We start from the raw sequence: 23,445 nt of genomic DNA on the forward strand, positions 1-23,445 counted from the left end.
ATTGTTTAGGAATAAGTAATTTAAGCGTACATGTATAGAGAGCTTGTGGTTGGTGTAAACAAGTCATGAAACTTAAACGAATCTATCCTTTTAAGAAGAACAATCGGTAGAAACCGTTATATGACTTAGAGTGCAGTTTTTAATAACTGTTAAATAGGGTGGCAACGCGTAAGCACCACGTCCCTTGTGTAACAACGAGGAACGTGGTGCTTTTTTCTTAAACAATTATAGTATAAGAGGGAGGAAATATTATGTTAGACATAAGATTAATTAGGTCTGAACCGGAATTTGTTAAAGATAAAGTAGCCAAAAGAGGTGACGATCCAAAGGTCATCGATGAAATTTTAGAATTAGACAAAAAACGCCGTGAACTCATTGCTCAAACAGAAGAACTTAAATCACGTCGTAATAAAGTAAGCGGTGAAATTGCGCAGAAGAAACGCAATAAAGAAAATGCAGACGATGTTATTTTAGAAATGCGTCAAGTTGGCGATCAAATTAAAGAAATCGACCAAAATTTAAATCAATTAAATGAAGATGTTACGTACAGATTAGTAAGAATTCCTAATTTAATTAGTGATGAAACACCAGTCGGTAAAGATGAAGATGATAATGTAGAAGTACGTAAATGGGGTACACCACGTCAATTTGATTTTGAATCTAAAGCGCACTGGGATTTAGTTGAAAATCTTAAGATGGCAGACTTTGAAAGAGCTGCTAAAGTATCAGGTGCACGCTTCGTATTCTTAACAGGTCAAGGTGCACAACTTGAAAGAGCACTTATGAACTTCATGGTAACAATGCATACAACGCAACATGGTTATACTGAAATGATGGTGCCTCAACTTGTAAACGCAGATTCTATGTTTGGTACTAGCCAATTGCCTAAATTTGAAGAAGATTTATTTAAAGTAGAAAAAGAAGGATTATATACAATTCCAACTGCTGAAGTACCTTTAACAAACTTCTACCGTGATGAAGTGTTACAAGATGAACAATTCCCAATTAAATTTACAGGGCAATCTGCATGTTTCAGAAGTGAAGCTGGATCAGCAGGTAGAGATACAAGAGGTTTAATTAGATTACACCAATTTAATAAAGTTGAAATGGTGAGATATGAAAGACCTGAAGATTCATTTAAAGCACTAGAAGAATTAACTCAACACGCTGAAAATATTTTACAAGCTTTAGAATTACCATACAGAACTGTGAACTTATGTACAGGGGATATTGGATTTGGAAGTTCTAAAACATATGATATAGAAGTATGGCTACCAAGTTACAACGATTATAAAGAAATCAGTTCATGTTCAAATATGACAGATTTCCAAGCACGAAGAGCAAATATAAGATTTAAACGAAGCAAAGATGCGAAACCAGAATACGTACACACACTAAACGGAAGTGGATTAGCAGTAGGTCGTACATTTGCTGCAATCGTTGAAAACTACCAAAATGAAGACGGTACAATCACTGTACCTGAAGTATTAGTACCATTTATGGGCGGCTTAAAAACAATTGAATTATAAGTGAGTTAAATCTCACAAAAAGGGTAATCATATATTGGTTACTCTTTTTTTGATTTAATGCTTGAATATACTTTTTATATTTGATATACTAAGTATACAAAATAAATAAATAAATAAAGGGAGTTTTGACAGATGACTAATTTTAATTTCGACAAAGCACACAGTAGTTTAGAATTTACAGTAAAACATTTAATGGTATCTCGCGTTAAAGGTACTTTTGATGATTATAACGTAGAAGTATCAGGAGATATTAATGACCTTTCTACATTAAAAGCAACAGTTACAATAAAAGCAGATTCAATCAACACTAAAAACGCTGACCGTGACGCTCACTTAAAATCAGCTGACTTCTTTAGTGCAGATGAAAATCCAAATATTACATTTGAATCAAAATCAATCAGTGAAGATTCAATTACAGGTGATTTAACAATCGCTGGCGTAACACACGAAGAAACATTTGACGTTGATTTCAACGGCGTAAGTAAAAACCCATTAAATGGTGAAACAGTAACAGGTTTCGCAGTAACTGGTAAAATCGACCGTGAAAAATACGGCGTATCATTTAACCAAGCATTAGAAACTGGTGGCGTGATGATCGGTAGAGATGTTAAATTCGAAGCAAGTGCAGAATTCGGTTTAAGTGAATAATTTATATAGATAATCAAACAGTAGAAATTCATTTAATTGAATTTCTGCTGTTTTTTATATGGTTTGAGATAAGGGTATAAGTGCACGAAGACTGGGAGATATCGTGCGCTAAGGTACAAAATCAGGGTATAACGCACGAAGACTGGGAGATATCGTGCGCTAAGGTATAAAATCAGGGTATAACGCACGAAGACTGAGTGATATCGTGCGCTAAGGTACAAAATCAGGGTATAACGCACGAAGACTGGGAGATATCGTGCGCTAAGATACAAAATAAGGGCATAACGCACGAAGACTTAATCATCTATGGCCATCTAAGCCTAAATGATTAATCCAGTATCAAATTGATTAATTATTTTCCGAATATTTAATCAAGTGTTATTGATAAAGTAATATAGGTATGATAAAACTAATACATATTAAAATTCTTTAGAGGTAAGTAAGATTGAGGTTAGACAAACGTTAGACTTACCTTTAACTGTAGATTGGAGGCATCGTTGTGACAAGTACGAGTATTACGAATAAAGGTTTGTTTCTTCAAGGTGTTAAAGATTGTATACCAACTATGCTTGGATACTTTAGTGTTGCATTAGCTTTTGGTATCGTCGGTATTTCATCTGGTTTATCTATTTTGGAAATTGCATTGTTGTCTATTTTTGTCTATGCGGGTGCTGCTCAATTTATTATATGTGCGTTGGTCGCCATCCACTCCCCTATTTCAGCAATTCTATTGACGGTATTTTTTGTTAACTCAAGAATGTTTCTTCAAAGTTTGGCTTTAGTCCCAGCATTTAAAGGAAATGGTTTTTGGTCGAATATAGGAATAGGCACACTTGTAACGGATGAGTCATTCGGTGTTGCGATTACGAAATATGCGAAAGAGAAATCGCTCAATGCGACTTGGATGCATGGTTTAAATATTTCAGCTTATTTATTATGGATTGTCACATCTATTATTGGCGGTTTAGTCGGTAACTTAATACCTAAACCTGAAATGTTTGGCCTCGATTATGCTTTAACAGCGATGTTTATATTTTTATTAATTGCTCAGTTTGAAACGATACATAAAAGCAAAGTCTTAGTATATCTTTATTTAATATTATTAACGATTGTATGCATGCTTATTCTGACATTATTTATGCCAACTTATTTATCCATTATTGTGTCGACAATTATTGCTTCTGTCGTAGGGGTGGTGTTTGATAAATGAGTATATCGATGTATTTAATTTTAATTACTTTAAGTTGTTTTGTTTTAACTTGGATTATCCGTGTTTCTCCATTTGTATTGTTATCAAAAGCAGACTTACCTGAAAGTGTGATCAAGTGGTTACAATATGTGCCAGTATGTCTCTTTACGGCATTAATACTAGAAGGCATGTTAAATCAAGAAGGCAATGCGGGGTTTACTTTAAATTTTGAGAGTATTATAGTCGCGATACCAACGATTCTAATAGCACTCATATTTAGAAGTTTAACGATTACAGTTATAGCCGGTATGTTTATTATGGCGATTGTGAGATTAGTCTTTTAATTTCATTCGTTAACTTATTGAAAGAAATGCTCATTTCTAGTATTCTTAATATAAATTATATAGCAAAGCTTATTCAGAGAAGTTGAGGGAATTGGCCCGACGACACTTCAGCAACCGGTCATAACAGATACGGTGCTACTACCAACGAGTATACTCGCATAATAAGGATGATGAGGACTTCTTACTTCTTTGACGAGTAAGAAGTCTTTCAATTTAAATAAGAGGGGGTTTTAATGTGATTATTTCTCGAGAAACAGGCGTAGTAGATCTTGGACATTTTGAAACAGAATCTGGTGAAGTGATTGATAACTTGAAACTTCAATATGAGTATGTGGGTTATAAAGGCCAGCCACTCGTTGTAGTTTGTCATGCGCTAACAGGCAACCATTTAACATATGGTGATGATGAGCATGCAGGTTGGTGGCGTGAAATTATAGATGGCGGTTACCTTTCAATTAATGATTATCAATTTATAACATTTAATGTAATTGGCAGTCCTTATGGATCAAGTTCAAGATTGAATACTCCAAATTTCCCGGAACATTTGACGATGAGAGATGTTGCGAAAGCAAACATATTAGGATTGAAACAATTTGGCTATGAAAAAATTGATGTATTAATTGGTGGATCCTTAGGTGGTATGCAAACGTTAGAAATGCTTTATGACGGTTCGATTGAAGTGAAAAAAGCAGTCATATTAGCTGCTACAGAGAAGACTTCATCATATAGTAGAGCGTTTAATGAGATTGCAAGACAAGTCATTCATATGAACGGACAAGATGGTTTAAGCATCGCAAGACAACTTGGCTTTTTAACGTATCGTTCAAGTAAAGATTACGAATCAAGATTTTCTGCAGATGATGTTGTAAGCTACCAAAAATATCAAGGCAATAAATTTAAAGAAGTATTTAACAAAGACTGCTATTTAACATTGTTAGATGTTTTAGACAGTCACGACATATTTAGAGGACGAGATGATGTTGAGGAACGTCTACTTCAACTAGAAACGAAAGTATTAACATTAGGATTTGCGGATGATTTATTATATCCAGATGACCAAGTGAGAGCTTTAGGTCGATTCTTTAAGTATCATAGACATTTCTATGTGCCAGACAACGTGGGCCATGATGGGTTTTTATTGAATTTTGGAGATTGGGCACCTAACGTTTATCATTTCTTAAAATTATATAAATTTAAAGCACGCTGATATCAACTTAAAAGTCACCTACATTGTTTTAAAGGATAAAAATCTGTAAAATAGAGAAAGATGTTTAATTTAGATTGGGAAGTGAAAAATTTGTCTTTTAAAGTCGATATAAAAGCGACAATCATAGCAACACTTATACTAGTTCTAAGTGCAGCTATTATAAACTTTGTACCATTATTAGCAATATTGATCATACCATTTATTACGATACCAGGAACGATTCTTTGGTATCGCTCTAAACCGTCCTTTTTTGTGACGGTTGTCATAACGTTATGTGCAACTGTGTTATTTAATCATGTATTCTTATTAACTGCCATGACACTTGTTATTTTTATGAGTGTATTTATTGGGCAGTTACTTATTGAGCGTACATCTAAAGAACGTATGTTGTACTTAGTGACAACATTTATGAGTATTTTAACGATAGGTAGTGTGTTAATTTTACAAATTACGGGAAACTTACCTTTAACGAGCAAGTTCTTTAATCAGTACCATGATGTATTAGTGTCGTATTTTCAAATGGGTGGTAATATAACAACTGAAATTGAAGAATCTTTACAAGTTTCATTAGAAATATTACAAGCGAGCATTCCTGGGTATATAGTATTATGGGTATTCTTATTAGTGCTTGTGAATTTAGTTGTGACGTTTCCGATTTTAAGAAAATTCAAAGTCGCAACACCTGTGTTCAGACCATTATTTATGTGGCAAATCAACAGAAGCGTTGCATTCGTTTTTGTGATTACAGTACTTGTGAGTTTGTTTGTCACGAAAGATAATGTAGTGGCGTATGGCATAGTCACTAACTTACAATTTGTGTTAGAATGGGTTATATTTATACAAGCATTATCGTTGTTCCATTTATTTGTAAAAGTTAAAAAATTACCAATTATAGTAGGTGTCATCATCTTTGTATTGGCATTTATATTTAAACCGTTTGCGTACTTATTCGGATTAATGGACATTTGGTTTAACTTGAAACAACGTATAAAAAAGTAAATTGAGGTGAGTTTATGAACCGTCAATCTGTTAAAAAAGCCCTAATATTTCCGTACATTATTATGATGATATTAGCTTTGGTGCTAGTCGTATTCAGTTTTTTTAATTCAATATTTTGGGCGATTATTTCGACGGTTGCTACGATAATTCTAATTGCAGTAAGCATATTTTTTGTTAGACAGAGCTTTTTGAAATTAGATTTATATATTGGGAGTTTAGCCGGTAGAATTACGAAAAGTAAAACAAGTGCAGTCAGTGACTTACCAATAGGCGTCATATTATTAGACAAAAATAATCATATCGAATGGATTAATAATTTTGTTAATAAACGATTAGAACGAGACGTTTTAGACGAACCAATTAACGAAGTATTTCCGAATATCTTAAAAAGATTAGAAAATACTTCAGAAGTAGAGATTGAAGAAGGATCATACAAATATAAAGTCACTTATACTGAAGATGAACAGTCTATCTATTTGTTTGATATTACTGAATCTTCCCGTGTATATGAATTATATGAAAATGAAAAACCAATCATAGCAACTATTTTCTTAGATAACTTTGATGAAATTACACAGAACATGAATGACTCTCAACGTTCAGAAATTAATAGTCTGATTACAAGTGTTATAGATGACTGGTCATCACGTTATCAATTGTTTATTAAACGTTATAGTGCTGATCAATTTATAGCGTTATTAAACAAGAGTATATTAGAAGATATCGAAACGTTGAAGTTCAACTTATTAGATGATTTAAGAGATAAGACTAGAGACATCGGTCATCAATTAACACTGAGTATCGGTATTGGTGAAGGTAGTGAGAACTTAATTGAGTTAGGTGAACTATCACAATCAAGTTTAGACTTAGCACTCGGCCGTGGTGGTGACCAAGTAGCCATTAAAAATAGTAATGGTAACGTGAGATTCTACGGTGGTAAGACTGACCCGATGGAAAAAAGAACGAGAGTACGTGCACGTGTGATATCCCATGCGTTACGAGATATTTTAATTGAAGGCGACAAAGTAATCATTATGGGCCATAAATCACCAGATATGGATGCAATCGGCGCAGCAATCGGTGTATCTCGTATTGCGAAAATGAACAATCTCGAATCATATATTGTATTAAACGATTCGGATATTGATAGTACATTAGAACGTGTGATGGCTGAAATAGACGAGAAGCCTGATTTGAAAGAAAGATTTATTACATCAGAAGAAGCATGGCATGAAATGACACCACGTACAACACTCGTTGTCGTAGATACACATAAACCTGAACTTGTAATCGATGAGAACTTGCTTAATAAAGCAAACAGAAAAGTCGTCATTGACCATCATCGTCGAGGCGAAAGTATTATCTCAAGTCCATTACTTGTGTATATGGAACCTTATGCAAGTTCGACAGCTGAGCTTGTTACAGAGTTGTTAGAATATCAACCAACGGAACATCGTTTAACGAGAATCGAATCAACGATTATGTTAGCCGGTATTATTGTGGATACACGTAACTTCACATTAAGAACAGGATCAAGAACATTTGATGCTGCGAGCTTTTTAAGAAGTCATGGTGCAGATACCATTCTTTGCCAGCACTTCTTAAAAGACGATATCGATACGTATATTAAACGTTCAGACTTAATTAAGACGGTTAAATTATTCCACGGTGGTGTCGCAATTGCGCATGGTGAAGATCATGAAACGTATCACCCCGTTACAGTTGCACAAGCAGCAGATGAGTTGCTTGGCTTAGAAGGTGTAGAAGCATCTTATGTAGTAGCAAGAAGGTCAGAAGATACAATTGGTATTTCTGCCCGTTCGTTAGGAGAAGTTAACGTACAATTAACGATGGAAGCGCTTGGTGGAGGCGGGCACTTATCCAATGCTGCAACACAAATTAAAAATACAACAGTAGAAAAAGCAATCGAGTCATTAATTCAGGTTGTTGAATCAGATGAAAAAGGAGTGGAAGAATAATGAAAGTTATTTTCACACAAGATGTTAAAGGTAAAGGTAAAAAAGGTGAAGTGAAAGACGTACCAGTAGGATATGGCCAAAACTATTTAATTAAAAATAATTATGCTGTAGAAGCGACACCTGGAAACCTAAAACAATTAGAACAACAAAACAAACGTCAAGAAGAAATCAAACAACAAGAAATAGAAGATGCTAAAGCACTTGCGGAAAAACTTAAAGAATTAGAAGTTAAAATTCCGGCTAAAACAGGTGAAGGCGGTAAATTATTTGGATCAGTAAGTACGAAACAAATTACGCAAGCATTAGATAAACAACACCAAATCAAAGTTGATAAACGTAAAATGGACTTACCAAATGGTATTCACAGTTTAGGTTATACAAATGTACCAATTAAACTACACAACAAAGTTTCTGGCACATTAAAAGTACATGTTGTTGAAGAATAAAGGCATCAATAAAATGGTCGGTATTTGATTTACCGACCTATTTTAATGCGTTATAATAAAAATTATTAAAAAATGGAAAGGAGTAATCAGTATGGATGGTATGGATAATATGATGAATCCAAAACAAATGCCCCATAGTATAGAGGCTGAACAATCTGTTATCGGTGCAATCTTGATTGATCCTGAACTGATTAACTCAACAGGTGAAACATTAATACCTGAAGCTTTCTATCGTGCAAATCATCAACACATATTTAGAGCAATGTTAATGCTAAATGAACAGAATAAAGAAATTGACTCTGTTACATTGATGGACCAGTTAGCAGCAGAATCTTTATTAGAAGAAGCGGGCGGTCCAGCTTATTTAGCAGAATTAGCAAATAATGTCCCAACAACAAGAAACATACATTTCTACATAGATATTGTGTTTAAACATGCAGTGAAACGCCAACTCATTCGTGTGGCGGATAGTATTGCTGAAGATGGGTATAATCCTGAGCTTGATTTAGAATCATTGTTAGGAGATGCAGAAAAGAGAATTTTAGAGATTTCTGCTTCAAGAGGTACGGAAGGCTTCAAAGATATTAAAGATGTATTAAGTATTGTGTTTGATAATGCTGAACAGCTCGATCAAAATAATGGACAAACACCAGGTATACCAACTGGTTATCGAGATTTAGACCAAATGACAGCAGGATTTAACCGAAATGATTTAATCATTATTGCGGCACGTCCATCAGTAGGTAAGACTGCCTTCGCATTAAATATCGCACAACAAGTTGCAACGCACCAAGACTTGTATTCAGTCGGTATTTTCTCTTTAGAGATGGGTGCCGATCAACTTGCTACACGTATGATATGTAGTACGGGAAATGTCGATTCAAATAGATTGCGTACAGGTTCAATGACCGAGGAAGACTGGAGCAGGTTTACAGTTGCAGTAGGTAAACTATCAAGAACGAAAATATTTATCGATGATACACCAGGCATCCGAATTACGGATATTCGTGCTAAATGTCGTAGGCTCAAACAAGAACATGGATTAGATATGATCATGATTGACTACTTACAATTAATTCAAGGTAGTGGTTCTCGTAGCTCAGATAATAGACAACAAGAAGTATCAGAAATTTCTCGTATGCTTAAAGCAATCGCAAGAGAATTAGAATGTCCTGTTATTGCGTTAAGTCAGTTATCTCGTGGTGTTGAACAACGACAAGATAAGAGACCAATGATGAGTGATATTCGTGAATCTGGTTCGATTGAGCAAGATGCTGATATTGTTGCTTTCTTATATAGAGATGATTATTATTCAAGAGGTGGCGAAGATGAAGACGGAGAAGCGGTTGATGCGGGTGCACAAGACGAGAATGGTGAAATTGAAATCATTATCGCTAAACAACGTAACGGCCCAACAGGAACCGTTAAACTACACTTCATGAAACAATATAACAAATTCACCGATATTGACTATCAACATGCTGGAATGGAATTTGGATAAAAAAAGTTTTTAAGTTAAAAGACGTACATTTATTGTAAAATATGAAAAAATGTACGTCTTTTGTTTTGTGTAAAGTAACACTTATGTGCTTAAGTTTGTGTTTTTGAAAATGAATAAAACGATTATAATCCTTTTAAATACTGTGGTTAAGGTGTTTTTTAGCAATTCCAACATGAATAAGAATTGTAATTTAACACTCGTAATCAATGTTCGTTTTTAGTTTGCAATTTAAGGATAGTACTGATAGAATACTTAATGGTTAATGAGAAAAAGCGGAGGTGCTCACATGTCATCAATCGTAGTCGTTGGGACGCAATGGGGAGACGAAGGTAAAGGTAAAATTACAGATTTCTTAGCAGAGGATGCAAACGTTATTGCACGTTTTTCAGGTGGTAACAATGCAGGTCACACAATTAAATTTGATGGAGAAACTTACAAATTGCATTTAGTACCATCAGGTATTTTCTATCAAGAGAAATCGAGTGTTATCGGTAACGGTGTAGTTGTTGATCCAGTAGCTTTATTGAAAGAATTAGATGCTTTAAATGAGCGCGGAGTTGCAACAGACAATTTAAGAATTTCAAACCGTGCGCAAGTCATCTTACCATACCATCTTAAACAAGATGAATTAGAAGAAGAAAAACGCGGTGACAACAAAATTGGAACAACTAAAAAAGGTATTGGTCCAGCTTATGTAGATAAAGCACAACGTATCGGTATCCGTATGGCTGATTTATTAGATAAAGAAACTTTTGAAAAGCGCTTAAAAGAAAATCTTGAATATAAAAATGAATTATTCGAAAAAATGTTTAACGCTGAAGGTTTCACTTTTGAAGAAATTTTTGAAACTTACTATGCAGCAGGACAACGTTTGAAAGATTATGTAACAGACACAGCTAAATTATTAGATGATGCTTTCGTAAACAATGAAAAAGTATTATTCGAAGGTGCTCAAGGCGTGATGTTAGATATCGACCACGGTACATATCCATTCGTTACTTCAAGTAATCCAATTGCAGGTAACGTTACAGTAGGTGGCGGTGTTGGTCCAACATACGTATCTAAAGTAATTGGTGTATGTAAAGCTTATACATCTCGTGTAGGAGACGGTCCATTCCCAACAGAATTATTTGATGAAGATGGTCACCATATCCGTGAAGTAGGTCGTGAATACGGTACAACAACTGGAAGACCACGTCGTGTAGGTTGGTTTGACTCAGTAGTTCTACGTCACTCACGCCGTGTAAGTGGTATTACAGATTTATCAATCAACTCAATTGACGTATTAACAGGATTAAAAACAGTTAAAATCTGTACAGCATACGAAATTGATGGTGTTGAAATCACTGAATATCCAGCAAACTTAAACGAATTAGAACGTTGTAAACCAATCTTTGAAGAACTACCAGGTTGGGAAGAAGACATCACAGGATGCCGTTCACTAGAAGAATTACCAGATAACGCACGCCGTTATTTAGAACGCATCTCTGAATTATGTAACGTTAAAATTTCTATCTTCTCAGTAGGACCAGATAGAAACCAAACAAACCTATTAGAAAACTTATGGGATTAATAAATAAAGAGAAACCAGCAGATATGTAGCGTATCTGCTGGTTTTTTCATATTGGGAAAAGGTGTTGTAAGGTGTGAGTGGATTTGGAAAAGTGGACGAGATAGGGTGAAGATGTGAGTTAAAGGTGTAATAAACTCACGAGATTGGGAAAGTCTTATCTTAACTGATGAATAAAGCAAAGAGATCGTCCAAGTCATGGCTTAAGTACTGAATAAAGCCAAGAGATTATCCGCGAACCCAACCTGACTCTCCCCATACATCCTCAACCACCTACATCCACCCAAACAAAAAAAGCATAAAAACTTATCATTTCAAGGTTGTCTACCAACTGCGCTCTAGTCACTAACTTAATCAGGCTCCCTAATTAAGACTGTCCGCAATCATAGACGTCTATCTATACTTTGAAATCATAAATTCTTATGCATATTACAGTGATTTATTAATGTATTTCTCTTTTCTTAAAGCGTCCGCCTTTTACTTCGCTCACGTCACCGATTGATAGGAATGCGGTATTGTCTATTTCTGTTACGATATCTTTTAGTTTGGATTCTTCTAATCGTGTGATGACGCAGAATACGACTTTTTTATCTTCGCCTGTATATGCGCCTTCTCCATTCAGATATGTCACACCTCTACCGAGTCGGTCATTGATGGCTTCTCCGATATCTCTATATGTATCGCTGATGATCCATACGGCTTTTGATTCATCAAATCCTTGAACGGTTACGTCAATCATCTTAGCAGCTATAAAATATGCAATAACGGAAAACATCGCTGATTCCCAATTGAATACAAATCCTGCAGCTGTAAATATGAAGAAGTTAATCAACATGACGATTTCGCCTACTGAAAATGGTGCTTTACTGCTGATTAAGATAGCACTGATTTCAGATCCGTCTAAAGATCCTCCATATCGTATTACGAGACCTACGCCTAAACCAATAATTGCGCCTCCAAAGATCGTTACTAAAAACGCTTCTTTAATAAAAGGATCAAAATGATGTAAGTAGGCTGTTGTAATAGATAATATTGTAATTGCGTAAATTGTAGAAATCGTGAATGTCTTACCAATCTGCTTGTATCCTAAAAAGAAAAACGGAATATTTAGTAGAAAGATAAATAATCCAAGCTTTAAATTGGTGAGATGACTCAAAATAATTGCGATACCGACAATGCCACCATCTAGTAAATTGTTAGGAACTAAAAATAATTCTAACCCTACCCCCATTAATATACTGCCGATGGTGATAAATATGAATCGTTTGAGGATTTCTCCTTTACGTAATTTACGATGTCCTTTTCTAATAACTTGTGCTTGTTCCATATTATCATCCCTTTTTAGTACTTCTATATTTATTATATAAAAAATTTAAAATAAAATCTTGTCTTCTGTATATTATTCATGCTATAATCAATCTTGTGTTAAACAGAGGCCCCTTGGTCAAGCGGTTAAGACACCGCCCTTTCACGGCGGTAACACGGGTTCGAATCCCGTAGGGGTCACCATCTCAATTTTATACATAAGGTCCCGTGGTGTAGCGGTTAACATGCCTGCCTGTCACGCAGGAGATCGCGGGTTCGATTCCCGTCGGGACCGCTTTTAATGCTTATCGTAATAACGATAAGCATTTTTTTGTTGTTCAATCATAGATTAACGTCAAACAATAGAATTAATAGACAAATAGTGTTAAATTATAGTATAGGATATCATGCACAATTGTGTGCTTAGAGATACTTATTTTCAAAAAGAAATGAGGTAAATGTATGGCTAGAAAAATAGTAGTCGTTGATGATGAAAAACCAATTGCAGATATACTTGAATTTAATTTAAAAAAAGAAGGTTATGATGTTTATTGCGCATATGACGGTAATGACGCAGTAGATTTGATATATGCAGAAGAACCAGACATCGTATTATTAGATATTATGCTACCTGGTAGAGATGGTATGGAAGTATGTAGAGAGGTTCGTAAGAAATTTGAAATGCCAATCATTATGTTAACAGCTAAAGACTCAGAAATTGATAAAGTTCTAGGGTTAGAGTTAGGTGCAGATGATTATGTGACGAAGCCTTTTTCAACACGTGAATTAATCGCGCGTGTGAAAGCAAACTTACGTAGACATTATTCTCAACCAACACAAACAGAAGACGAAGAAACAAATGAAATCGTCATTAAAGATATTACGGTATACCCTGATGCATATTCAATTAAAAAACGTGGTGTAGATATCGAATTGACACACCGTGAATTTGAATTGTTTCATTATTTAGCAAAACATATTGGACAAGTTATGACGCGTGAACACTTACTCCAAACTGTATGGGGTTATGATTATTTTGGAGATGTACGTACAGTTGATGTTACGATACGTCGTCTACGTGAAAAAATCGAAGACGATGCATCACACCCAGAATATATTGTGACGCGTAGAGGTGTGGGTTATTTCCTACAAACACAAGAGTAGGCTGATATTATGAATTGGCTAAAGAAGTTTCAGTCCTTACACATTAAACTTGTCGTTATTTATGTTTTATTAATCATTATTGGTATGCAAATTATTGGATTATATTTTACAAATAGTCTTGAGAAAGAACTGACACGTAACTTCAAGACAAATATTGAACAGCACGTGAAACAGATTAATTACAACATAAAGAAAACGTACAACTCAGAAGATCCAAATCGGAACTTCCAAAAAGAAATACAAAGTATATTAGATGATTATGCCAATAGAACTGAAATTGATGAGATTAAGTTTATTGATCAAGATCAAATTATTGTGGCGACATCTAAAGCTACTAATCAAAATACCGTCAATCAAAAAGTAAACGATAGCTCTGTTCAAAAGGCGTTATCATTAGGAAAAGCTAATGATAAAATCGTATTAAAAAATGATTCATCGGATAGTAATAGAGTATGGATCAAAAATAAACCTGTCGAATACGAAGGTGAAGTTGTCGGAGATATATATGTTGAGTCAGATATTGATTCTGTTTACGAACAGTTAAACAACATTAACCAAATCTTCATCATCGGTACAGCAATCTCATTATTGATCACAATCGTGCTCGGTTTCTTTATTGCGAGAACCATTACGAAACCTATATCAGACATGCGTAACCAAACGTTAGAAATGTCTAAAGGTAACTATACGCAGCGCGTTAAGATATACGGAAATGACGAAATCGGTGAACTTGCGCTGTCATTTAACAACTTATCTAAACGTGTACAAGAAGCACAAGCGAATACTGAAAGTGAAAAGCGTCGTCTAGACTCGGTTATCACGCATATGAGCGATGGTGTCCTTGCCACTGATAGACGCGGTCGCGTACGTATTATTAATGAAATGGCGCTTAAAATGTTAGGTCTAGAACGTGCCGATGTAGAAGCGAAACATATACTAGATATTCTAAATATTGATGATGATTATTCATTAGATGACTTACAGGAGAATAATGATAGTTTCATTATTGATATTAATAGTGAAGAAGGCATTATCGCACGTGTTAACTTCAGTACAATTATCCAAGATACTGGCTTTATCAATGGTTATATTGCCGTATTACATGACGTTACAGAGCAGCACATTTTAGAAAATGAACGTCGCGAATTCGTTGCGAATGTTTCACATGAATTGCGTACGCCATTAACATCTATGAGAAGTTATATAGAAGCATTAGAAGAAGGTGCTTGGCGTGATCCTGAAGTTGCACCGACATTCTTAAATGTTACACGTGAAGAAACAGACCGTATGATTCGTCTTGTTAATGACTTATTACAACTTTCTAAAATGGACAGTTCAAGTGATCAAATGAACTCTGAATTGATTGATTTTAACATGTTTATTAACAAAATCATTAACAGACATGAAATGACACAAGGTAAGAACGTGACATTTATTAGAGACATACCTGTTAAAGGTTTATTCGTTGAAATTGATCCAGATAAGATGACACAAGTGTTTGATAACGTTATTACAAATGCGATTAAATACTCACAAGAATCTCATAAACGTGTAGAGTTTCATGTGAAACAAAATACTTTATATAACCGAATGACAATACAAATTAAAGATAATGGTATTGGTATCCCGGTGAATAAAGTAGATAAAATATTTGATCGTTTCTACAGAGTAGATAAAGCGAGAGCACGTAAAATGGGTGGTACAGGTTTAGGTTTAGCTATCACTAAAGAAATCGTAGAAGCACATAAAGGTAGAATATGGGCGAGCAGTAAAGAAGGTCAAGGTACATCCATTTATATAACATTGCCATGTGAAGTCATGGAAGATGAGTTTGGTGATTGGGATGCGTAATAGAGAACTGATTAAATCTGCTATCCTCATAATCCTTGTGCTTATCAGTGTGTTTATGACATACCGTGTATGGACATTTACACCTGAACTGACAGATTTAGAAACAGATGTGAATACAGAAACACCTTCTATTGGACCTAAAATTAGTAAGCCTATTGATAGTGTGATTATGCCGTTTAGAATGATTAATCGAAATGGCACGGACGTAAAAGGGACTTCTAACGTGAAAGATATCAAGAAGATTACTGACCAATTGTTAAGTAAAGAAGTGAAGAAAGTCGATATTCTAAGCAGTGAGTCAGTTGTTCAACTTGAAGATTTATCTGAAAGATATACGATTTTAGACTTCCCTGATAGCATCCCGAGTGAAATGTACTTAAACCAAGTATTAGGCATGAATATGGACTATTATCCTAATATTAATTTTGACCGAATACTTGTAGATACGAAATCAACGAAAGAAGCTGTTGTGTATCTTTTAAGTGAGAATAAGCAAAAGGCTGTTAAACTACAGACAAATATTAAAAGCACGCAATTTGATAAGGTGAATAAAGAAGCAGCACCAGATTTGAAACCTTATACAGGCATGATTACAAATGAGACGACTACGAATGAAATCTATCAAATTTATGCACCAGAGAATGCAGATAATATGAATATTTACCGTTACGTTTCTAACAAAATATCCGTATCTGAATTAAATGATGTTATTCTTGGTGATTCAGTGATTGCGCGTAGTAATGAACATAACGTTTCGACATATAACAACAATACGGGGATTTCTACCGTGAATGAAGCGAAACAAACATATCGTTATACGAATTTATCAGAAGATGAAAATCGTCAAAAAGATATGTCAAAATCGATTACAAATTCATTTAAATTTATTAATGAACATGCAGGTTATACAGATGAATTCCGTCTATTTGGCACAGATCGAAAGTCTGGTAAAATAGACTATCAAATGTTCTTAAATAATTACCCAGTGTTTAATGATGATAAGTTATCATCTATTGAAGCGGTGTGGGGTAGAGATACGATTAATGAATACAATCGTGGTCTTATTACAACAGGTGTAGCCGTACCGTCTAAAAAAGAAGCGGATGAATTACCTTCATCTGAAGAAGTTAGATTTAACCTAGCTTCAAATGGTTCGATTGATTTTAATAAAGTTACGAATTTAGCAATTGGCTATGATTTATCATTGCCAAAAGACGAAATTAATAACTTACAAGACACGATTGAATTTACACCGAAATGGTATGTCAAATATGACGGTGAATGGAAACGGTACGAGAATGGAGGGCTTTCTTAATGGATTGGAAACATGCTAAGTCACTCTTCATCATTGTGTTTATTCTCATTAATATAGGATTGGTCGTTGTATACTTTAATAAAGTAAATAATTCTATCGTTCAAGAATCAAATGCACAATCAGATGTCAATTTTGCTAAAGAAGGCATAGACATCCCGCAGTTACCAGAATATCGAGATAAGAAGATGCAAGCCATAACAGGTAGTAGTAAATCGTTCGATTCAGATGAACTTGAAGGTGTTTATTCATTAAGTGAAAAAGACACGAAAATCAATAAAGACGTCAATGCAGATTTAGATAAAGATAGTAAACAGTCGTCATTTAAGAGCTTTATTAATAAAGATGCCTTTAAAGGTAAAGATTACGAATATAAAAAGAACAACACAGATAAAAACAAAGTCGTCTATGAACAAAACTATGAAGATTTACCAATACTTAACAACAACAAAGGACAAATCGTCATAGATATGGATAATGGTAGAGCTAAGTCATTTACACAAACGTATTTAGACAAACTTAAACCGGGTAATGGCGACAACAACAATAAACGTAAAATAGCAGATGCGAAGACAGCTTTAGAGACATTGTATTACAACACGTACCTTAAAAAAGGCGATAAAGTAGAGTCTGTAAGGTTAGGCTACTACAGTGTCGTTAAAGAAATAGGCGGACAAGTACTTGTACCGTCATGGGAAGTTAAAATTAAATCCGAAAAAGACGGTAAAACAGATACGAAGACATTGTATATCGATGCCATTAAACCAGAATCTACCGTCTTAGAAGAATCGTAAGAGAAGCAGTAATTAAAGGAGATGAACACTTGTGATCGCAATGAGCGTACTCGCAAGTGGCAGTACAGGAAATGCCACTTATATAGAATCAGATAAAGGAAGCCTACTTGTCGATGCTGGCTTAACAGGAAAGAAAATTGAAGGTCTCTTTCAACAAATTGACCGTAACATCAGCGACTTAGAAGGTATCTTAGTAACCCACGAACATATCGATCACATAAAAGGGTTAGGTGTACTCGCAAGAAAGTATAAACTTCCTATCTATGCGAACAAAAAGACATGGCAAATGATAGAAGCTAAAGATAAAAACATACCACTAGATCAAAAGTTCCATTTTGAACCATATGAAACTAAGACTTTAGCAGGTATGGATATCGAATCATTTAGCGTGTCACATGACGCAATAGACCCACAGTTCTATATCTTTAATCACGACTATAAAAAGTTAACGATGATTACAGATACAGGCTACGTGTCAGACCGCATGAAAGGTATGATACACGGAAGTGATGCCTTTGTATTCGAAAGTAATCATGATGTGGATATGTTAAGAATGGGCAAATATCCATGGAAGACGAAACAACGTATATTAAGCGACATGGGTCACGTATCTAACGAAGATGCAGCACATGCAATGTGTGATGTTATAACAGGAAGTACGAAGCGTATCTATCTGTCACACTTAAGCCAAGACAACAACATGAAAGATTTAGCAAGAATGAGCGTTGGACAAGTATTAAACGAACATGATATTGATACAAATAAAGAAGTCATTTTATGTGATACAGATAAAGAAAAAGCAACACCAATATACTACATTTAAAAAAGATATCCCCAATTATTGAGTTGGGGATATCTTTTTAGTTTGTGCACATATATACCCACAGTTACACACAAATGTCCACAAACTGTGAATAATATAGGTAGTTATCCACGGATTTATCCACAATGTATATAAATCCGTGGATAAATCATAATAAAATGTATAAAAATAAACGACTTAATATTTAGAAAACGTACAAAAAAGTAAAATTGTTGATATAATAATAAAGAAAACTGTGCATAAGTTAATAACATGTGGATAACTTTTAACAAGATGAATAAAGGTGGATAAAAATGAAGATAACAATCATAACGGTAGGTAAACTAAAAGAGAAATACTGGAAACAAGCCGTAGATGAATATAATAAGCGCTTAGGTGCATATACAAAGACAGAACTCATCGAAGTAGCAGATGAAAAAGCACCCGATAATATGAGCGATAAAGATATAGAGATTGTGAAAGAAAAAGAAGCGGATAGAATCATGTCTAAAATCAAACAAGACAGTTACGTTATTACCCTGGAAATACAAGGAAAAATGTTAACAAGCGAAGGACTCAGTAAAGAAATCGATAACCTCATGACAAGAGGCAATTCACACATCACATTTATCATCGGCGGATCAAACGGACTGCATCAAAAAGTATTACAACGCAGCAACTACGCCCTATCATTCAGCAAAATGACCTTCCCACACCAAATGATGAAAGTCATCCTGATGGAACAAGTGTATCGCGCGTTTAAGATCATGCGTGGGGAAGCTTATCATAAGTAATGAGGTTCATGATTTTTGACATAGTTAGCCTCCGCAGTCTTTCATTTCAAGTAAATAATAGCGAAATATTCTTTATACTGAATACTTATAGTGAAGCAAAGTTCTAGCTTTGAGAAAATTCTTTCTGCAACTAAATATAGTAAATTACGGTAAAATATAAATAAGTACATATTGAAGAAAATGAGACATAATATATTTTATAATAGGAGGGAATTTCAAATGATAGACAACTTTATGCAGGTCCTTAAATTAATTAAAGAGAAACGTACCAATAATGTAGTTAAAAAATCTGATTGGGATAAAGGTGATCTATATAAAACTTTAGTCCATGATAAGTTACCCAAGCAGTTAAAAGTGCATATAAAAGAAGATAAATATTCAGTTGTAGGGAAGGTTGCTACTGGGAACTATAGTAAAGTTCCTTGGATTTCAATATATGATGAGAATATAACAAAAGAAACAAAGGATGGATATTATTTGGTATATCTTTTTCATCCGGAAGGAGAAGGCATATACTTATCTTTGAATCAAGGATGGTCAAAGATAAGTGATATGTTTCCGCGGGATAAAAATGCTGCAAAACAAAGAGCATTAACTTTATCTTCCGAACTCAATAAATATATTACATCAAATGAATTTAATACTGGAAGATTTTATTACGCAGAAAATAAAGATTCATCTTATGATTTAAAAAATGATTATCCATCAGGATATTCTCATGGATCAATAAGATTCAAATATTATGATTTGAATGAAGGATTCACAGAAGAAGATATGCTAGAGGATTTAAAGAAATTTTTAGAACTATTTAATGAATTAGCTTCAAAAGTTACAAAAACATCCTATGATAGCTTGGTCAATAGCATAGACGAAATACAGGAAGACAGCGAAATTGAAGAAATTAGAACAGCACAAAAAGATAAGACACTCAAGGAAGTGGAAGCACCTAAAGGAATAATTCCAAAATATAAAAAAGGTGTATCAAAGACTACTAAAAATGATTCAGAAATTGAAAAATCAAATAAAGAGAATAAATTAACCGGTAAAGTTGGAGAAAAATTAGCGCTAAATTACTTTAATGAGCTAATTGATAATAAAATAGACGAAGATAAGAAAGAACAGTTTAGGAATATTTTAAATGATAATCCAGGCTCTCAACACGGTCATGGCTATGATTTAGTAGCTTTTGATCCAACAAATACAGATAAAGCTGTAGAAAAATTTATTGAAATTAAAACATCTACATCTTCTAGTATTGAGGAACCATTTTTTATGTCGCTAAATGAAATGTTTGCTATGAAAGAATATAAGCAGAAATATTTAATATTAAGAATATTTAATGTTTCTGGTAAAGAACCACAATTTTATTTTATAGATCCATATGCAAATTATTCTGAATTTAAAGATGTAGATGATCTCATTGACAAAGTATTTAATGTAGAAGCTATTCAGTATAAAGTTTTTGGCGAAAAATGATTACTTGAACAAGAGCTAAAATAAAATTGTGATCTAATAAAAATAGAAACTGTAATTTAAATAAAACTTTCTAAATAAGCTAACTGATAAAAAATCAGTTTGTCCACAGTCTGAAACAAGATTCCTATATTCTTTAGGAATCTTGTTTTTTCTATTTTTATGGTGATAAAGAGCAGATAAGATAATGTGTAATAATCACAAAAAAGTTAAATATTTTAAGGCTTGTTTAATTATTAATGATTTTATATATAAAGAGCAGTATAATAAAGTTGTTAATATATTATGAATAATATTCAAGTAATTTTATTGTTTTTTAATTTGTCGATATTTAAGTTGAGTTAAATTTAAAGGGTGTAATTTGTTTTACAATGATGAAGATAATTAGTCTATCAAAATAAAGGGGTTGGGACTGTTATGAGTGATAATTTGTCATTATTCATTGACTATATCAATGATAATATAATCTATGGTAGTGAAATCAAACGGGAGAAATTAGAGAATTTATTTAATCAATTTGCTATAAAAAATGTTGAAAAGAACATTGTCTATGATGAACTGAAATCTTTAGATATTACAATCATTGAGTCACAGGATTCATATAAAAATAAATTGAAGAGATTATTTTCGGTTCTGTTGCAAAGTAAAAAAATATAGCTAACCACTAATTTATCATGTCAGTGTTCGCTTAACTTGCTAGCATGATGCTAATTTCGTGGCATGGCGAAAATCCGTAGATCTGAAGAGACCTGCGGTTCTTTTTATATAGAGCGTAAATACATTCAATACCTTTTAAAGTATTCTTTGCTGTATTGATACTTTGATACCTTGTCTTTCTTACTTTAATATGACGGTGATCTTGCTCAATGAGGTTATTCAGATATTTCGATGTACAATGACAGTCAGGTTTAAGTTTAAAAGCTTTAATTACTTTAGCCATTGCTACCTTCGTTGAAGGTGCCTGATCTGTAATTACCTTTTGAGGTTTACCAAATTGTTTAATGAGACGTTTGATAAACGCATATGCTGAATGATTATCTCGTTGCTTACGCAACCAAATATCTAATGTATGTCCCTCTGCATCAATGGCACGATATAAATAGCTCCATTTTCCTTTTATTTTGATGTACGTCTCATCAATACGCCATTTGTAATAAGCTTTTTTATGCTTTTTCTTCCAAATTTGATACAAAATTGGGGCATATTCTTGAACCCAACGGTAGACCGTTGAATGATGAACGTTTACACCACGTTCCCTTAATATTTCAGATATATCACGATAACTCAATGTATATCTTAGATAGTAGCCAACGGCTACAGTGATAACATCCTTGTTAAATTGTTTATATCTGAAATAGTTCATACAGAAGACTCCTTTTTGTTAAAATTATACTATAAATTCAACTTTGCAACAGAACCGTATTATGGAATAGAGATGTTGGTAACATTTATACAGGATCATTATACTTAAGTTTAATTTCGTTATTACAGAACCACACATTCCAACCAGAAGAGAAAGTATGTCTATTTAGTTATGGTTCAGGAGCAGTAGGAGAAATCTTTAGTGGTTCAATCGTTAAAGGATATGACAAAGCATTAGATAAAGAGAAACACTTAAATATGCTAGAATCTAGAGAGCAATTATCAGTCGAAGAATACGAAACATTCTTTAACAGATTTGATAATCAAGAATTTGATTTCGAACGTGAATTGACACAAGATCCATATTCAAAAGTATACTTATACAGTATAGAAGACCATATCAGAACATATAAGATAGAGAAATAAACTAGTGGCCGATTGTGCTTGATGAGCTTGGGACATAAATCCTAACTCGAAATAAATAAGCATATCACTAAACTGATTTTTTAAAGTTTACAGTGATATGCTTATTTTTTTATCTTACGATTTTGTACGTGCATGCTTGCCTAGGGGTATGGCTCGAGCCATTAGTCTCTCGCACATACTATTCCCTCAGGCGTCAGCACTTACAAAATCGGTTGTAATTTTCATTTTTATACGCATTCTTACTGAGATTATACTAATAAGAGGAATAGTAAAAGCAATTCTAAGTAAAATTGCAGATAAGAGGTTTGTTAAAAGCAGTTCTAAGTAAAATTGCAGATAAGAGGTTTGTTAAAAGCAGTTCTCAGTAAAATTACAGATAAGAGGTACGTTAAAAGCAGTTCTAAGTAAAATTGCAGATAAGAGGTTTGTTAAAAGCAGTTCTAAGTAAAATTGCAGATAAGAGGTACGTTAAAAGCAATTCCATGCAAAATTGCTGATAAGGGGTAAGTTAAAAGCAGTTCTCAGTAAAATTGCAGATAAGAGGTACGTTAAAAGCAGTTCTAGGCAAAATTGCAGATAAGAGGTGCGTTAAAAGCAGTTCTCAGTAAAATTGCTGATAAGGGGTAAGTTAAAAGCAATCCTAAGTAAAATTGCAGATAAGAGGTAAGTTAAAAGCAATCCTAAGTAAAATTGCAGATAAGGGGTACAGAAAAACTAGACTTGATTACAAAATGGAGCTTGGGACATAAA

At 33.9% G+C, this 23,445-nt stretch carries 21 protein-coding genes, 2 tRNA genes, 1 riboswitch and 1 other annotated feature (1 of these 25 only partly in view); of the genes, 21 read left to right on the forward strand and 2 right to left on the reverse strand.

Going from position 1 to position 23,445, the window contains the following annotated elements; genetic code table 11:
- Positions 1–188 (forward strand) — a binding site (T-box leader) (it extends 8 nt beyond the left edge of the window).
- A gap of 63 nt (positions 189–251) precedes the next feature.
- The 10 genes from serS to LQ694_RS03020 all read left to right on the forward strand — a co-directional run bounded on the left by serS (position 252) and on the right by LQ694_RS03020 (position 11,415).
- Positions 252–1,529: a serine--tRNA ligase gene (gene serS / locus LQ694_RS02975; protein ID WP_048542858.1), complete on the forward strand. Its 1,278-nt coding sequence runs from the start codon at positions 252–254 to the stop codon at positions 1,527–1,529.
- A gap of 132 nt (positions 1,530–1,661) precedes the next feature.
- A complete protein-coding gene (locus LQ694_RS02980; RefSeq protein ID WP_196968590.1) occupies positions 1,662–2,177 on the forward strand; it encodes a YceI family protein in 516 nt (171 codons plus the stop codon).
- 565 nt (positions 2,178–2,742) lie between these two features.
- The gene (locus LQ694_RS02985) at positions 2,743–3,387 is read left to right on the forward strand and encodes an AzlC family ABC transporter permease (protein WP_049320762.1); all 645 of its coding nucleotides are present in this window, start codon (positions 2,743–2,745) and stop codon (positions 3,385–3,387) included.
- Entirely contained in the window at positions 3,384–3,710 is a 327-nt protein-coding gene (locus LQ694_RS02990; RefSeq protein ID WP_037589489.1) for an AzlD domain-containing protein, read from the forward strand. The genes LQ694_RS02985 and LQ694_RS02990 overlap by 4 nt, the downstream gene beginning before the upstream one ends.
- 66 nt (positions 3,711–3,776) lie before the next feature.
- A riboswitch (SAM riboswitch) is annotated at positions 3,777–3,878 on the forward strand.
- Between the two features lie 70 nt (positions 3,879–3,948).
- A complete protein-coding gene (metX, locus tag LQ694_RS02995) occupies positions 3,949–4,917 on the forward strand; it encodes a homoserine O-acetyltransferase MetX (RefSeq protein WP_167739966.1) in 969 nt (322 codons plus the stop codon).
- 81 nt (positions 4,918–4,998) lie between these two features.
- Positions 4,999–5,916 carry a DUF2232 domain-containing protein gene (locus LQ694_RS03000; RefSeq protein WP_227532185.1) on the forward strand — a complete coding sequence of 306 codons (918 nt, stop codon included), beginning with the start codon at positions 4,999–5,001 and terminating at the stop codon, positions 5,914–5,916.
- 14 nt (positions 5,917–5,930) lie between these two features.
- Positions 5,931–7,895: a DHH family phosphoesterase gene (locus tag LQ694_RS03005; RefSeq protein ID WP_058611726.1), complete on the forward strand. Its 1,965-nt coding sequence runs from the start codon at positions 5,931–5,933 to the stop codon at positions 7,893–7,895.
- Positions 7,895–8,341: a 50S ribosomal protein L9 gene (gene rplI, locus LQ694_RS03010; RefSeq protein WP_048542849.1), complete on the forward strand. Its 447-nt coding sequence runs from the start codon at positions 7,895–7,897 to the stop codon at positions 8,339–8,341. Before LQ694_RS03005 ends, rplI begins: the two co-directional genes overlap by 1 nt.
- 100 nt (positions 8,342–8,441) lie before the next feature.
- Positions 8,442–9,842, forward strand: coding sequence for a replicative DNA helicase (gene dnaB / locus LQ694_RS03015; RefSeq protein WP_025906258.1), 1,401 nt, complete (start codon positions 8,442–8,444; stop codon positions 9,840–9,842).
- A 286-nt stretch (positions 9,843–10,128) separates the two neighbouring features.
- Entirely contained in the window at positions 10,129–11,415 is a 1,287-nt protein-coding gene (locus LQ694_RS03020) for an adenylosuccinate synthase (RefSeq protein ID WP_048542847.1), read from the forward strand.
- A 439-nt stretch (positions 11,416–11,854) separates the two neighbouring features.
- On the opposite strand, the gene LQ694_RS03025 is transcribed toward LQ694_RS03020, so the two are convergent.
- Entirely contained in the window at positions 11,855–12,739 is an 885-nt protein-coding gene (locus LQ694_RS03025) for a YitT family protein (RefSeq protein ID WP_025906261.1), read from the reverse strand.
- A gap of 107 nt (positions 12,740–12,846) precedes the next feature.
- Between LQ694_RS03025 and LQ694_RS03030 the strand changes: the two genes are divergently transcribed.
- The 10 genes from LQ694_RS03030 to LQ694_RS03075 all read left to right on the forward strand — a co-directional run bounded on the left by LQ694_RS03030 (position 12,847) and on the right by LQ694_RS03075 (position 21,564).
- Positions 12,847–12,921 (forward strand) — tRNA-Glu (locus LQ694_RS03030).
- Positions 12,922–12,939: 18 nt separating this feature from the next.
- A tRNA-Asp gene (locus tag LQ694_RS03035) sits at positions 12,940–13,012 on the forward strand.
- A 167-nt stretch (positions 13,013–13,179) separates the two neighbouring features.
- Positions 13,180–13,881, forward strand: a complete 702-nt coding sequence (gene yycF, locus LQ694_RS03040; protein WP_025906262.1) for a response regulator YycF — start codon at positions 13,180–13,182, stop codon at positions 13,879–13,881.
- A 9-nt stretch (positions 13,882–13,890) separates the two neighbouring features.
- Positions 13,891–15,732 (forward strand): cell wall metabolism sensor histidine kinase WalK, encoded by a 1,842-nt coding sequence (gene walK / locus LQ694_RS03045; RefSeq protein ID WP_048542839.1) that lies wholly within the window; start codon positions 13,891–13,893, stop codon positions 15,730–15,732.
- Positions 15,707–17,047, forward strand: a complete 1,341-nt coding sequence (locus LQ694_RS03050) for a YycH family regulatory protein (RefSeq protein WP_231401493.1) — start codon at positions 15,707–15,709, stop codon at positions 17,045–17,047. The genes walK and LQ694_RS03050 overlap by 26 nt, the downstream gene beginning before the upstream one ends.
- On the forward strand, positions 17,047–17,838 hold the full coding sequence (locus tag LQ694_RS03055; RefSeq protein WP_103360472.1) for a two-component system regulatory protein YycI: 792 nt from the start codon (positions 17,047–17,049) through the stop codon (positions 17,836–17,838). The genes LQ694_RS03050 and LQ694_RS03055 overlap by 1 nt, the downstream gene beginning before the upstream one ends.
- Positions 17,839–17,878: 40 nt before the next feature.
- Positions 17,879–18,661 (forward strand): MBL fold metallo-hydrolase, encoded by a 783-nt coding sequence (locus LQ694_RS03060; RefSeq protein WP_078104517.1) that lies wholly within the window; start codon positions 17,879–17,881, stop codon positions 18,659–18,661.
- 293 nt (positions 18,662–18,954) lie between these two features.
- Positions 18,955–19,434, forward strand: coding sequence for a 23S rRNA (pseudouridine(1915)-N(3))-methyltransferase RlmH (gene rlmH / locus LQ694_RS03065; RefSeq protein ID WP_025906271.1), 480 nt, complete (start codon positions 18,955–18,957; stop codon positions 19,432–19,434).
- A gap of 219 nt (positions 19,435–19,653) precedes the next feature.
- Complete coding sequence (locus LQ694_RS03070) at positions 19,654–20,910, forward strand: MrcB family domain-containing protein (protein WP_000566670.1); 1,257 nt, start codon at positions 19,654–19,656, stop codon at positions 20,908–20,910.
- A 414-nt stretch (positions 20,911–21,324) separates the two neighbouring features.
- Positions 21,325–21,564: a hypothetical protein gene (locus LQ694_RS03075; protein ID WP_001282728.1), complete on the forward strand. Its 240-nt coding sequence runs from the start codon at positions 21,325–21,327 to the stop codon at positions 21,562–21,564.
- A 31-nt stretch (positions 21,565–21,595) separates the two neighbouring features.
- Here LQ694_RS03075 and LQ694_RS03080 read toward each other — a convergent pair whose 3' ends face one another.
- The gene (locus LQ694_RS03080; RefSeq protein ID WP_001106057.1) at positions 21,596–22,270 is read right to left on the reverse strand and encodes an IS6-like element IS257 family transposase; all 675 of its coding nucleotides are present in this window, start codon (positions 22,268–22,270) and stop codon (positions 21,596–21,598) included.
- A gap of 35 nt (positions 22,271–22,305) precedes the next feature.
- Between LQ694_RS03080 and LQ694_RS03085 the strand changes: the two genes are divergently transcribed.
- Positions 22,306–22,695, forward strand: a complete 390-nt coding sequence (locus tag LQ694_RS03085) for a hydroxymethylglutaryl-CoA synthase (RefSeq protein WP_020444595.1) — start codon at positions 22,306–22,308, stop codon at positions 22,693–22,695.
- Positions 22,696–23,445: the final 750 nt, after the last annotated feature.

The organism is Mammaliicoccus sp. P-M58 (assembly GCF_022386165.1).
GTDB classification, from domain to species: domain Bacteria; phylum Bacillota; class Bacilli; order Staphylococcales; family Staphylococcaceae; genus Mammaliicoccus; species Mammaliicoccus sciuri.